14 protein-coding genes are annotated in these 12778 nt (G+C 69.7%); 8 read left to right on the top strand and 6 right to left on the bottom strand.

Translation table 11 applies throughout. From position 1 onward, the window contains the following. The first annotated feature begins 100 nt into the window (after nucleotides 1-100). The 3 genes from ABGB14_RS37930 to ABGB14_RS37940 are packed head-to-tail and all read left to right on the top strand — an operon-like array spanning nucleotide 101 to nucleotide 4226. Nucleotides 101-1072 carry a 2Fe-2S iron-sulfur cluster-binding protein gene (locus ABGB14_RS37930; RefSeq protein ID WP_347648679.1) on the top strand — a complete coding sequence of 324 codons (972 nt, stop codon included), beginning with the start codon at nucleotides 101-103 and terminating at the stop codon, nucleotides 1070-1072. Further along, complete coding sequence (locus ABGB14_RS37935; protein WP_347648680.1) at nucleotides 1069-2052, top strand: xanthine dehydrogenase family protein subunit M; 984 nt, start codon at nucleotides 1069-1071, stop codon at nucleotides 2050-2052. Before ABGB14_RS37930 ends, ABGB14_RS37935 begins: the two co-directional genes overlap by 4 nt. Then, complete coding sequence (locus tag ABGB14_RS37940; protein WP_347648681.1) at nucleotides 2049-4226, top strand: xanthine dehydrogenase family protein molybdopterin-binding subunit; 2178 nt, start codon at nucleotides 2049-2051, stop codon at nucleotides 4224-4226. The genes ABGB14_RS37935 and ABGB14_RS37940 overlap by 4 nt, the downstream gene beginning before the upstream one ends. A 40-nt stretch (nucleotides 4227-4266) precedes the next feature. Here the strand turns inward: ABGB14_RS37940 and ABGB14_RS37945 are convergent, their stop codons facing one another. The 3 genes from ABGB14_RS37945 to ABGB14_RS37955 form a co-directional block, all read right to left on the bottom strand. Beyond that, a complete protein-coding gene (locus ABGB14_RS37945) occupies nucleotides 4267-4968 on the bottom strand; it encodes a TetR/AcrR family transcriptional regulator (protein ID WP_347648682.1) in 702 nt (233 codons plus the stop codon). Between the two features lie 138 nt (nucleotides 4969-5106). Further along, nucleotides 5107-5943, bottom strand: coding sequence for an alpha/beta fold hydrolase (locus ABGB14_RS37950; protein ID WP_347648683.1), 837 nt, complete (start codon nucleotides 5941-5943; stop codon nucleotides 5107-5109). A gap of 250 nt (nucleotides 5944-6193) precedes the next feature. Then, the gene (locus ABGB14_RS37955; protein ID WP_347648684.1) at nucleotides 6194-6772 is read right to left on the bottom strand and encodes a hypothetical protein; all 579 of its coding nucleotides are present in this window, start codon (nucleotides 6770-6772) and stop codon (nucleotides 6194-6196) included. A 189-nt stretch (nucleotides 6773-6961) separates the two neighbouring features. On the opposite strand from ABGB14_RS37955, the gene ABGB14_RS37960 reads away from it, so the two are divergent. The 5 genes from ABGB14_RS37960 (at nucleotide 6962) to ABGB14_RS37980 (ending at nucleotide 9397) form a co-directional block, all read left to right on the top strand. After that, nucleotides 6962-7396 (top strand): MarR family transcriptional regulator, encoded by a 435-nt coding sequence (locus ABGB14_RS37960; protein ID WP_347648685.1) that lies wholly within the window; start codon nucleotides 6962-6964, stop codon nucleotides 7394-7396. 82 nt (nucleotides 7397-7478) lie between these two features. Next, nucleotides 7479-8114: a DsbA family protein gene (locus ABGB14_RS37965; RefSeq protein WP_347648686.1), complete on the top strand. Its 636-nt coding sequence runs from the start codon at nucleotides 7479-7481 to the stop codon at nucleotides 8112-8114. After that, complete coding sequence (locus tag ABGB14_RS37970) at nucleotides 8111-8641, top strand: nucleoside deaminase (RefSeq protein WP_347648687.1); 531 nt, start codon at nucleotides 8111-8113, stop codon at nucleotides 8639-8641. Before ABGB14_RS37965 ends, ABGB14_RS37970 begins: the two co-directional genes overlap by 4 nt. Further along, the gene (locus tag ABGB14_RS37975) at nucleotides 8638-8958 is read left to right on the top strand and encodes a multidrug efflux SMR transporter (RefSeq protein ID WP_347648688.1); all 321 of its coding nucleotides are present in this window, start codon (nucleotides 8638-8640) and stop codon (nucleotides 8956-8958) included. Before ABGB14_RS37970 ends, ABGB14_RS37975 begins: the two co-directional genes overlap by 4 nt. Nucleotides 8959-8998: 40 nt before the next feature. Further along, nucleotides 8999-9397, top strand: coding sequence for a multidrug efflux SMR transporter (locus ABGB14_RS37980; RefSeq protein WP_347648689.1), 399 nt, complete (start codon nucleotides 8999-9001; stop codon nucleotides 9395-9397). 160 nt (nucleotides 9398-9557) lie between these two features. Here ABGB14_RS37980 and ABGB14_RS37985 read toward each other — a convergent pair whose 3' ends face one another. The 3 genes from ABGB14_RS37985 to ABGB14_RS37995 all read right to left on the bottom strand — a co-directional run bounded on the left by ABGB14_RS37985 (nucleotide 9558) and on the right by ABGB14_RS37995 (nucleotide 12758). Continuing rightward, the gene (locus ABGB14_RS37985) at nucleotides 9558-10121 is read right to left on the bottom strand and encodes a DJ-1/PfpI family protein (protein WP_347648690.1); all 564 of its coding nucleotides are present in this window, start codon (nucleotides 10119-10121) and stop codon (nucleotides 9558-9560) included. A 115-nt stretch (nucleotides 10122-10236) separates the two neighbouring features. After that, nucleotides 10237-11568 (bottom strand): ricin-type beta-trefoil lectin domain protein, encoded by a 1332-nt coding sequence (locus ABGB14_RS37990; protein WP_347648691.1) that lies wholly within the window; start codon nucleotides 11566-11568, stop codon nucleotides 10237-10239. 449 nt (nucleotides 11569-12017) lie between these two features. Continuing rightward, nucleotides 12018-12758, bottom strand: coding sequence for a FadR/GntR family transcriptional regulator (locus ABGB14_RS37995; RefSeq protein ID WP_347623412.1), 741 nt, complete (start codon nucleotides 12756-12758; stop codon nucleotides 12018-12020). Between the last annotated feature and the right edge of the window lie 20 nt (nucleotides 12759-12778).

The raw sequence follows: 12778 nt of genomic DNA on the forward strand, positions 1-12778 counted from the left end.
CACGGTCGCCGGCGTGCGGCCGGACATCCGTCCGGAGGAGCTCGCGGGGCCATGACCGGGCTTTCGCCTGTCGCAGAGCCGGTCCGTACGGAGAAGGAGCATGATGATCTACCACGGCAGCAGATTCACCTTCGAAGCGAAGGCGCCACCGGAACAACGGACGAAAGCCCTCGAAAGCCTGCGCGACCAGGGACGGAACGTCCCGTCGGTGACGTCCTTCCTGGTCGGCCGTGACCACAGCGGCGAGTACGAGTGGGGCGCCGTCTTCGTCGTCGAGGACCTGGCCGCCTATGGCGAGTTCCTGGCGCACCCTGCCAGCCGGCACGCCCATCGGGTCGTGCAGCCGCTGCTCGCCGCGTCCACCTCGTTCGACCTCACCGACGACCCGGATCCGGAGACGGGCGCGAAGATCGCCGAGGTGCGTCAGCGCCTGCTGGACGCGCCTGCGGACGACGACGGCGACAGACCCGTGCACACCCGCCGTGCGGTGCTCAAGGCCGTCGCGGTGAGCGCGGCGGGAGCGGCCGTGGCCGGGACGGGCGTCGCCGCTCCCGCCGCCGCCCGGACCGCCACCGCTCAGGCGTACGCCGTCGCCCCCGGGGCGTCGATGGAAGTCGCGATGACGATCAACGGGCGGCTGCGCAAGGTCGTCCTGGAGCCGAGGGTGACGCTGCTGGACACGTTGCGGGAGCGGCTCGGCCTGACCGGCACCAAGAAGGGCTGTGACCGGGGCGAGTGCGGAGCGTGCACGGTGCTGGTCGACGGCGAGCGGGTCAAGTCGTGCCTGACGCTGGCGGTGATGCGGCAGGGAGCCGAGATCACCACGGTGGAGGGGCTGGCGCGGGGAGAGGACCTGCATCCGGTGCAGGAGGCGTTCATCCGGAACGACGCCTTCCAGTGCGGCGCGTGTACTCCCGGCCAGATCATGTCCGCCGTGGCCTGCATCAACGAGGGGCATGCCGGTTCGGAGGCGGAGATCCGCGAGTGGATGAGCGGGAACCTGTGCCGGTGCGCGGCGTACCAGAACATCGTCGCCGCCGTCGCCGACGCCGCGAAGGAGGTGCGGCGATGAGGGCCTTCGGTTACACCGTCGCCCGCGATCCGGCCGAGGCGGTACGGACGGCCGCGAACACCCCCAACTCGACGTTCGTGGCAGGCGGCACGGACCTGCTGAACCTGATGCGCGACGGCGCGGAGGCCCACGACCACCTCATCGACGTCAACCGGCTGGACCTCGGCACGATCGCCGTCGGCTCCGGCTCGCTGCGGATAGGCGGGGCGGCCCGGATGCGGCAGGTCGCCGAGCACCCCGGAGTGCGGCGGGAGTTCCCGATGTTGTCGGAGGCGCTGCTGGCCTCGGCGTCCCCGCAGGTCCGCAACATGGCCTCGATCGGCGGAAACCTGCTGCAGCGCACCAGGTGCGGGTACTTCCGCGACGCGGCCTCACCCTGCAACAAGCGGGTGCCGGGCAGTGGCTGCCCGGCGATCACCGGGCAGAACCGGGGACACGCGATCCTGGGAGGCGGCGAGCACTGCATCGCCACGCACCCGTCGGACCTGGCGGTGGCGCTGACCGCCCTGGACGCGACCGTGCACCTGCTCGGTCCCGGCGGCGAGCGCGCCGTCCCCATCGCCGGCTTCTACCTCCTCCCCGGGTCCACCCCGGACCGGGAGACCACGATGCGCCCAGGCGAGCTGATCACCAGGGTGGACGTGCCGCGCACGGCCCTCACCAGGCAGTCGCGCTACCTGAAGCTGCGCGACCGGGCCACGTTCGAGTTCGCGGTGGTGTCGGTGGCGGCCGCGCTGCGGACGAGGGGCGGCGTGGTACGGGACGTACGGCTGGCGTTCGGCGGCGTGGGCACCCGCCCGTGGCGGGACACCCGCGCCGAGGCGGCGCTGCGGGGCCGGCCGCTCACCGGGCAGGCGATCAACGAGGCGGGCCGGCTCCTGGTCAGGGACGCGAAGCCGTACGAGGGGAACAGGTTCAAGGTCGAGCTCGTCCAGCGGGCGCTGGTGAGCATCCTCAGCGAGCTGGGAGGGCTTCGATGAGCGGGCTGGTGGGGCAGGGCGTGGCGCGGGTGGACGGCCGGGCGAAGGTCACCGGCGCGGCCCGCTACGCCGCGGACCAGGAGGTGCCCGGTGCGCTGCACGGCGCTCTGGTGATGAGCACGATCGCCCGCGGCGAGGTCCTGGAGATCGACAGCAGGGCGGCGCTGGCGCATCCCGGCGTCGTCGCGGTCTACACCCACGCCGACATGCCGAGGCTGAACCTGCCGAACTTCCCGTACAACAGGCGTTATATCCCCCTGCAGGACACGCGGGTGCACCACCACGGGCAGCCCGTCGCGTACGTCGTGGCCCAGACCCTGGAGCAGGCACAGGAGGCCGCCAACCTGGTGAAGGCGCGCTATCGGGCGGAGGATCCGGTCGCGCGGATGGCGGACGTGCTCGACGAGGCGTTCCTGCCGGAGAAGTTCCGCGACAGGCCCAACGAGCTCGCCCGCGGCGATGCCGCCGCGGCACTCGAACAGGCCGCGGTACGCATCGACCAGAGCTACAGCAGCCCGATGCAGCACCACAACCCGATCGAGCCGCACACCACCACCGCCGTCTGGGAGGGCGGCACGCTGACCCTGTACGAGAGCACGCAGGGCGTGGTCCTCGCCCGTGACGCCGTGGCGACCGCGTTCGACAAGCCTCAGGAAAGCGTCAGGGTCATCTCTCCCTACCTGGGCGGCGGGTTCGGCGCCAAGGCCCCCATCTATCCGCACACGCTGCTCACCGCGGCGGCGGCGCAACTCTGCGGCCGGCCCGTGAAGCTGGTGCTGTCGCGCGCGCAGATGTTCACCTCCAACGGTCACCGCGCCGAGTACCGCCACCACCTCCGGCTGGGCGCCGACCGCGAGGGCGCGCTGACCGCCATCGTCAGCACCTCGACGGCTCAGGTGACCCGCGTCGAGGAGAACATCTACAACGGCAGCGACTCCACGGTGCGCCTGTACGCCTGCCCGAACGTGCACGTACGGCAGCTTGGTGTGCGGCTCGACCTGCCGACGTCGAGCTACATGCGCTCGCCGGAGACGACCGCTCACTTCGGCCTCGAGACCGCCATGGACGAGCTGAGCTACGAGCTCGGCATCGACCCGGTGGAGCTCCGGATACGCAACCACACCGAGGTCGACCAGCAGACCGAGCCCCCCACGCCTTACGCCGACAAGCGACTGCTGGAGTGCTACCGGGCCGCGACCGAGGCGTTCGGCTGGGCCCGGCGCAACCCCAAGCCGGGCACCACCAGGGACGGGGACGAGTACGTCGGCTGGGGCATGGCCACCGAGACCCACACCCACGGCGCCATCCCGTCCCAGGCCCGGCTCACCATCGGCGCCGACGGGCGCGCGACCCTGCGGACCGCCACCCAGGAGATCGGCACCGGCACCTACACCGTGCTCACCCAGATCGTCGCCGAAGGGCTCGGCATGCCGCTCGACCACGTCACGACGCTGCTCGGCGACACCGCCTACCCCGACGCTTCCCTGTCGGCCGGGTCGTCCACGATGCCCAGCATGGCCGCCCCGACGGCAGAGGCGGCGGCGAGCGCGCGGACCGCCGTGATCGCGCTCGCCGTCGCCGACCCGCGCTCCCCGCTGCACGGCGTGCCGGCTGACGAGGTCGTGACCGAGGACGGCCGCCTGTACGCCCGGGGCGACCGCGACCGCAGGGACACCTACCGCGACGTCATGACCCGCCACGGCAACCCCGTCGAGGTGACCGGAAGCAAGAGGAACACGGCCGGGCACTCGTTCGGCGCGGTGTTCCTGGAGGTACGGATCCACCCGAGGCTGGGCAGGGTGCGCGTGACCCGGGTGGTGACCGCGCACGACCTGGGCCGGGTGCTCAATCGCCGGACCGCGCGCGGGCAGGTCATCGGCGGTGTGACGTGGGGGATCGGCTTCGCGCTGATGGAGCACACGATGGTGGACCCGAACACCGCGCGGGTCGTCAACCCGAACCTGTCCACCTACCTGGTTCCGGTCTGCGCGGACACGCCGTCGGTGGAGGCGTTGTTCGTGGACCGGCCGGGGGCGGACGCCGAGCTGACCGGGATCCGCGGATTCGGCGAGACGCCCGGAACCGGCGTTCCCGCGGCCGTCGGCAACGCGATCTACCACGCCATCGGCCGGCGTCTCAGGGACGTCCCCTTCACCCGGGACAAGCTGCTCTGACCTCTGCGGGCCCGCGTGCCCGCACCCGTCGCCCGCGACCTCAGCGGGCCGGGGCGTGGCTCGCGGCCCGGTCGAGAAGCTCGTTCAGCAGGGCCCGCTCGCCCGGCGTGTACAGGTCCGGCACCTCGCCGAGGACGGCCTTCAGTCCCACGGCCCGCTGGGCCACGCTCGGCGGGCCGGCCGGGACGTCCGTGGTGATCGCCGCGAGGACGGCCTCGCGCAGGCGGCCGGACAGGGCGGGATCGCGCTCCTCGGGAGGGGTGCCGATGAGGTTGAGCGTGAGGCCGACGCCCGCCGAGTGGACGATGTCCATGGCCGTCTCGACAGCGGCGGAGAGCCGGCCCGCGACGGCGATGCGTTCGACCAGCAGGCGCAGCCGCGCCATCGCCTGCTCGGTGCTGCGCCTGCGGGACCCCGGGGTCGGCCGGCCGTACATGAGCAGATACTGCTCCGGGTTCTCCAGGCCGAAGCCGACATGGGTGTCCCAGCCGCGGCGCAGGTCGTCCACGGGGTCGTCGGAGAGCGCCTGGCTGTGCTTGCGGGCGAGGTAGCGCGCGAACCCGTCGGCCGCGACCGCTTCGAGCAGCCCGTTCATGTCGGTGAACAGGCGGTAGAGCGTGGGCGCCTGCACGCCGGCCGCCGCGCTGACGGTGCGCGTCGTCACTCCTTCGCGGCCCTTGTCCCGCAGCAGCTCGGTCGTGGCGTCGATGATGCGCTGGCGAACCTCTTCCCGATCAGCCATGTAACAACGATAACAGAATTTCGGTATCAGAAATTTTCGTCATCGGAACCCCCACGAACCTCCGGAAGGTCATTGTGCCTACGCCCGCCGTCACATCGGCGCGCGGTGGGTGCCGCGGCGGGTGCAGACGGCTTCCTGTCAGCCGAGCGGGATGATGACGTCGGCCAGCTCGCCGGGCATGGAGAGGAAGGGGGAGTGGGAGGCGTCGAGCGCGACGACGGAGATCGGGTTGTCGGGAAACGCCGCGTCGGCCTCGGCGATGAACCTCGCCTGCAGGGACGGCCGGACGGCCATGTCCCGCGTGCAGGTGATGTACGTGCGCCGCACGGATCCCCAGCCGTCACGAGTCAGGGTGGTCGTACCCAGCATGATGCCGATCGGGCCGTCGGGCGTCAGCAGGCCGGTGGCGGCGTCGGCCAGGACCGGGTCCACGTCACCGTAGAACGCTTCGTACAGCCGCCGCCGGTAGGCCGCGTCGTCCGTGGCGAGGTCGAGCCGCAGCGCGCCCGTCCTGGCCGGGTCGCCCTGCAACAACGGCGCGACACGGTCATCGGCGGCCTCCGGAAGCCGCGTGTACGCCGCCGCGGACACGCCTGACGCCGGCATGTACGCGGTGAGGTACACCGCGTGCGCCACCAGCCCGGGTGTCTCCTGGGCCGTTCGCGTCAGCACCGGACCGGCCGCGCTGTGGGCGACCACCGTGACCGGCTCGCCACCGCCGATCCGCTTGATCTGCGAAGTCAGCAACTCGGTCGCAGCGTCGAGACTCACGTCCGCCAGGGGCGAAACCTCGGTGCCGACCGCCTCGCGGTTGTACGGCTGTCCGGTGAACCACTGAGGACGGCGGGCATGCAGCCCGTGTCCTGCCATGTCCACCGCGACGGACGGGCGCCCGGCCGCCGCCAGATGGGGAACGACTTCGCTCCAGCACCAGGAGCCGTGCCAGAAACCGTGAACCAACACCAGCGTGGACATGGATGCTCCCTGGGGTGACGCCTGCGCCAAGGCTCATGGGGATCGGGTGAACGATGGCCTCGAAGACCGCGTCGGCGACGGCGATCCCTACGAGATCGTTGGCGCCGGGCGGAGCAGGCCGTGTGATCCATACTGCACGCATCGCGCGGGCCTCGCGAAGCCCAGCGTCAGCGGGAAAGGCCGGGCCGAGGAGCTCGCAGAAGGACGGGACGCAGGTCACGCGCCGGCCGGTCGGGCCATTCTCGATGTATCAATCCATCCAGTGAAACCAGGCATCGAACACGCGGTACGGCGGGCTCCCAAGAATTGTCTCCACCCGAAGCCCGGCCTCTAACGGCAGGCTGAGGACCTGGGAACCGAGCAGGGCGATATCGTGTCGATCGAGCACCTGGCCGATCTGCCGAAACTCCTCCTCCCATCCCGGAAGAGCTGTATCCGTGACCAGCGACAGATCCGGCAGGCCGCGACTGCCGGCGCCGCCAGGCCCCGATGAATGAATGTCGGGCTTGAACAGTGCTGCCAGCGGAGCGAGCCGACACAGCGCCAGGGGCAGCCCTTCAACTTCTGTCCGGCCGCTCTCGGAACGGCGCATCGATCCGTCGCGCTTGGTGATGAAGACATCGACGTAGGACGCGTATCCAGAGCCGTAATGCTGGAATTCGGCATGGTGAACGCGCAACATCGGCATCCGGTCAAGATCGGCGACGACCCGCCGGAGAAACCCCTCGACAGAGGTAGCCCCGCCGGCCCATGCTCCCACCGTGCTTGCGAGGTGATCATTCGTGGCGCTTCGGAGAGTTGTCGGGTCGGTCGCCTGCTTTCTGCTCACTGGTTCACTCCCGGTCCGGCTTTCCTTCCGTTCGTGCACGATAGCGGGGACGTCTCGTCTGCCCGACGGGATCAGAGGGCGTTTGCTGACGGCGCGCTCCCTGGCCTGGCTTGACTCGCGGCCGGCCTGTGGTAACTTAATTGCATGCACATGCAGCTATCTGGATCGCATGCCTCCCGTGGAGGCAGTGTGAGTGCCGCCTGGTCGCAAGTGGCGGTGTTCGCCTCCGCGGTGGACGCGAGTCTGGACAAGTGGCTTGCCGATACCTACCGGCTCGGGCTGACCGAGTTCCGGGCGCTGACCTTCCTGAGTCAGGCGTCGGACAAGGAGTTGCGGGTCAACGACCTCGCCCAGCGAGTCGGCCTGAATCCCAGCTCGACCACGCGCCTGGTCAGCCGGCTGGAGGCAAAGGGCCTCGCTCGCCGTGACGTCTGCCCGGACGACGGCCGGGGCGTCTACGCCGTCATCGACGAGCGTGCGGAGACGTTGCTGGCGGAGGTCCGCGACTCCTACGAGGCTCGCGTCCAGGAGTTGCTGAGCAAGCCCGCCATCCACTTCCCCCACCTGGACGCACGTCTCGTCGCCGGTGCCCTCGCCGAGGTGGGCGCGCTCGTCGGACCCTGACGCCGCGGAGCGGGACTGCGACGTCCCGCTCTCTGCGCATATATCTGCATGTACAGACAATAATTTGAGAAAGGATCGTGCCATGACCACCCAGGTCGATGTGTTCGTCGACTACGTCTGCCCCTTCTGCTTCCTCGTCGAGCCGGCGATCGAAGAGCTCAGGCGTGAGCGCGATGTGGAGGTGACGATTCGCCCGTTCGAGCTGCGCCCTGACCCGGTGCCCACCTTGCGGCCGGAAGACGAGTACCTGCCGCGGGTGTGGAAGGACGCGGTGTACCCGATGGCAGAGCGTGTCGGCGTGCCGATGACGCTGCCCTCGGTCTCGCCGCAGCCCCGTACCGAGAAGGCGTTCATGGTGCTGCAGCTCGCCCAGGAACGGGGCAGGGCCGAGGCCTACACCGAGGCGATGTTCCAGGCCTTCTTCCAGGAGGACCGGAACATCGGCGAGGACGACGTGATCCTCGACGTCGCCACCTCGGCCGGCCTCGACCGCGCTGAGGCCCTACAGGCACTTCACAGCGAGGAGCGCCGGATCCGCCAGCGCGAAGATCAGGACTATGCCGTGAACGTCGTCGGGATCGACGCGGTGCCCGGCGTCGTCATCGGGGGGCACGTCCTGCGCGGGGTGCCGTCGGCGACCCGGTTGAAGAAGGTCGTCGACCAGCTCGCCGCGCAGGAGGCAGGACACCGCGCTCCGCAGGCGGAGGACCGGTCATGATCGTGTCCGCGTCCGACCTGGAACCGGTCATGGACCTGGCCGTCGAGGCCTGCGTCACCCACGTTGCGGCCGGTGGGCTGCCCTTCGTCGGCGTCCTCGTGGAGGCCGGAGGGGAGGTGATCTCGGAGTTCGGAGTCAACCGGGTCCGGGAGACCGGCGACCCGACCGCGCACGCCGAGGTCGTCGCGATGCGCGACGCCATGACCACCCACGGTCTCGACAGCCTGGCCGGCACCGTGCTGCTGGCTACCGGGGAGCCGTGCGGGCTGTGCTACCGGTACGCGGTCGACCGCGGCGTTGAGGCGATCTACGTTGCCGTCGATCGCGATGAGGTCGCCGCCTTCGGCTTCGACTACCGGGCCAGCTATCCAGCGTTCGGCATCACCGATGAGCACCGGGCCGAACTGCTGCGCCCGCTGCCCGTTGCGCGCGGCGACGAGCCGTTCACCCGCTACCTCGACAGCAACCACCCTGCCGGGAACGCGCCCGCGCGTCCGGAAAGTGAATCGAGAGGAACACCGTCATGAGCTGGCTCTACCTGGGCATCGCCGTCATCTTCGAGGTCGCCGTCGGCATGGCGGCGGGCCAGGCGCAGGGCTTCACGAAACTGTCGTGGACCATCGGCACCCTCGTCAGCGGCGCGATCGCCACCTTCTTCCTCAGCCTCGCCCTGCTGACCTTCGACGTCGGCATCGGCTACGCCCTGTGGACCTCCCTGGCAGGCGTCGGGGTCGTCATCATCGGCGCCCTCCTCCTCTCCCAGCGCCTGACCTGGAAGAAGCTCCTCGGCATTGCCGTCGTGATCGCCGGAGTCGTCGGCCTCAACCTCGCCGGAACCGCCTGACCCCTGCTCATCCGAGCACCCCGAAAGGACACGAATCCCCATGACCACCGCATTCCAGGCCCTCACCCCGCCCGACACGGAGAAGAAGGCCGGCCCCTGGGTGGCACTGCTCCTGGCCGGAGCCTTCGAGGTTGGCTACGCCCTCAGCGTCAACGGCAGCCAAGGCTTCACCAACCCTGCCTGGTCGATCGTCGCGATCGTCTTCTTCCTGTTCACGCTGTTCTTCCTCAGCGTCGCCCTGAAGGGGATCGACGTCGGCATCGGCTACGCCGTCTGGGCCGGCATCGGTGCCATCGGAGCAGCGCTCCTCGGACCGGTCTTCTTCAACGAAACGCTCACGCCCGTCAAGGGCTTCTGGCTGGCCGTGATCGTCGCCGGAGTCGTCTGGCTCAAGCTCGCCGACAGCTCCAAGATCGAACGAGCCCGGGCGATGACCTGAACCACACCACGCGGCCCTCGCGGTGCCGTGACCGTCCAGCAAGAAACCATCCTGCCCGTATCCAGCGATCGCTGGATACGGGCGCACGGCGGCCCTGTCGGCCGCGCCGCGTCTGTGCGGCGTGGAGCGCCAGGGCCGGTCGTGCTTGCGGCGTGTCGACCTACAACGACACGTTCGCGCCCTCCAGCACGCGCATGAAGGCACGTGACCACTCAGGCAGGTCCGGCCAGCCACGGCAGGAGACCATCGCGCCGTCCACCACGTCGGGGGCGTCCACGAAGGTCGCACCAGCCATCTCCATGTCGGCCCTCAGCGGCGGGAACGCCGCCGTGGTACGGCCGCGCAGCAGGCCGAGCGCGGCGGGCACCTGCGGGCCGTGGCAAATCGTGCCCACCGGCAAGCCGCGTTCGAAGAAGTGGTGCACGATGCGGGCGACGTCGGGATCGGTGCGGATGTACTCCGGCGCGCGGCCGCCCGGGATCACCAGTGCCTGGTAGTCCTCGGGGCGCACGTCGGCGAAGGCGAGATCCACCGGCAACCGGTGGCCGGGCCTCTCGGTGTAGGCGTCCCAGCCCGGCTCGAAGTCGTGGACCACCAGCTTCACCGCACGCGTGGTGAGGGCGGCCACGATGGCCTCATGGCCACCTTCCCGGAGCCGGAAGACGGGGTACATGGAGTCCAGCTCTTCCGCCGCATCGCCGGTCAGGACGAGGACTCGGGCCATGACTCACTCCTCTTCTCCCACGGTGGATCTTGATCAGCATGGAGCGGATAGGGCAGACCGCCGCCGGAAGCCTCGCCCGTGTGGCGATGGCGCGTGGCCGGCTGTCGCAGGTTGGTCAGGAGCGGGTCCACTTCTGGTTGGCGCCGCCGTGGCAGCTCCAGATCTGCAGCCTGGTGCCGTTGGCGGTGCCGGCGCCGCTGACGTCCAGGCACTTGTTCGCCCCGACCGCGGTGATGCTGCCGTCGGCGTTGACGCGCCATTTCTGGTTGTCCTGGCCGTTGCAGTCCCAGATGATCACCGCGGTGCCGTCCGCCGTCCCGGCCCCGTTCACGTCCAGGCACTTGGTGCCGTAGACGCGCAGCTCACCCGCGCTGGTCGAGGTCCACTGCTGGTTGGGCTGCCCGTTGCAGTCCCAGATCTGCGCCTGCGCGCCGTTGGCCCGCGAGGCGCCGTTGACGTCCAGGCACCGGCCCGACCCCGCACCCCGCAGCGCGCTCGTGTCCGGCGGGTTCGGGTCGCCGTCTCCCAGCTGCGTGAAGAACTCCCAGACCACCGGTCTGGTCCAGGAGTTCTCGCCAGGTTCGAAGTCGCCCGGCCTCCCGTCAACGGGACCGGGGGTGTGGCCCGCGTCGAACGCCGCCCACGCGACCGGATACCCGGTCCGGCATCCCGAGTAATAGGTGACGATGTGCGTCAGGCTGCCCTGCGCGGGCTCCGGCGGGTTCTGGGGCGTGCAACCGTTGTTCCTGACGAACCTGTCGCGGAGCGACCGGCCCGCTGAGATGTTGAGCACCGGATCCCTGAGGCCGTGCAGTCCGATGTACGCGACGGGCTCCGTGCCGCCGCTGCACCCGCTGAGCTGCGCGCCGGCGTAAACCGCCACCGCGCGGAAGACCGTCGCCCGGGCGCATGCGAGCGCATAGCTCATGCCGCCGCCGTAGCTGAAGCCCAGGGCGAAGCGTTGTGAGGTGTCCACGCAGAGGTCCGCCTCGATCTCCCGGATCATGTCGTCGACGAAGGTGACGTCCTCACCGCCCGAGTTGGCCCAGCCGTTGTTCAGGCCCTGGGGCGCGACGAAGATCGCGGTGTTGTCCGACAACGCTCTGAGCCCGTAGTAGGACCACGGATAGTCGCTGGTTCCGCCCGAGTCGACATCGTTGGCGGTGCCGCCGTTCCAGTGAAATCCAAAGATCAACCGGTAGGGGGTTGTGTTGGTGTAGTTGTCTGGAATCCTCAGGATGTAGTTGCGGTTCTTGCCGCTCGTGGTGATCGAATGAGTTCCGCTGGTCAGCGTCGGGGTTGCGCCGCATCCCGCGGTGGGCGCGAGGGCGCTCTGTTCAGCGGGTGACGGGGCCGCGCTGTCGCCCAGCGCCGTCTGCCCCGTGGCCGGAACGATGAGCAGTGCCGCCGACGCGACAGCTGTGAAAAGTAACCTGAGCCTCGACATCACGCACATTCCTTTGCTGGTCTCGTGGTGACACACGTGAAAGGGAAGCCACTGCTGTCACCTTGAGGGCGTGGGCGGCCGGAGTTTCTGCTCTCTTGTCCGGTGATACCGGACCGACCGGGCGCGCGCCATTTTCGGCCGATCGGGAACCGGCGCCGTCGCGTACTCGGCACAATGGGCCTGGATTTTATGATGTTAGCGTTAACTAAACGCCGCCGTACTCGCTTCTCCTTCTTTGGGGCGGTCGATGGGGATGGCGTAGAGGAGCAAATATGGCTGTGACAGGACCTGTCAAGGGCCGGCACCCCCGACAACGGGGGCCTCGCCCGAGAGCCCTCGTTCGCTCTTCCGCCTGACCAGGACAGCCGGCCGCGCCCACCGCCGATCCATCGCGATGAAACTTTCACGTCGTTCCGAGTGCCAGGCCGAACCGGTCAGAGACGGCCGGATCAGTGGGACGAGAAGAAAAGGCGCTGTTGGATCTCCCTGCGGTAGTCGTCGAGGGTGTTGTCGATGTGCGTGGCCGCGGACTGGGCAGCCGCTTCCGGATCGCCGGCGCGGATGGCCTGGTAGATGGCGTCGTGCTCCTCGACGGCCTTGGCGGCGTGCCCGCCCACCGAGCCGCGCAGGCCGATGAGGCTCGACTGCGCCTGCAGCCTACGGGCCTCCCGCACGGCGACCTGGAGGAACATGTTGTGCGAGGCCGTGGCGATGGCGGTGTGGAAGGCGTCGTCGCCCTCGTTGAACAGCTCCTCGCGTCCGGTCTCGAAGCCGTGGCGGCACAGGCCGGCCCCTTCTTCGATGGCCCTCAGCTCGGCAGGGGTGGCGCGGCGGGCGGCCAGTCGGCTGGTCTCCATCTCCTGCGCCCGGCGAAACTCGAACAGCATGTAGACGTGGTCGAGGTCGGTCGGGAGGAAGAAGGAGCCCCAGCGCCCGGTGCCCAGCATCCCCTCGTCGTCGGCCACGTACAGGCCGCGGCCCTTCTGGGCGCGTACGCGGCCGAGCGCGGAGAGTATCTTCACCGCCTCGCGCACCACGGTGCGGCTGGTGCCCAGTTGCCGGGCCAGCTCGTTCTCGGTCGGCATGCGGTCGCCCGGACGCAGGCCGAGCTCGACGATCAATTCCAGCACCTGCTCGGCGGCCACCTCGTAACCCGGCCGGTATCCGCTTTCGCGCGGGGTGTCGGTCACCGTGCTTCCTCCTCGCCGTT

This window comes from Nonomuraea sp. B10E15 (genome assembly GCF_039871615.1).
In the GTDB taxonomy this organism is placed as follows: Bacteria; Actinomycetota; Actinomycetes; order Streptosporangiales; family Streptosporangiaceae; genus Nonomuraea.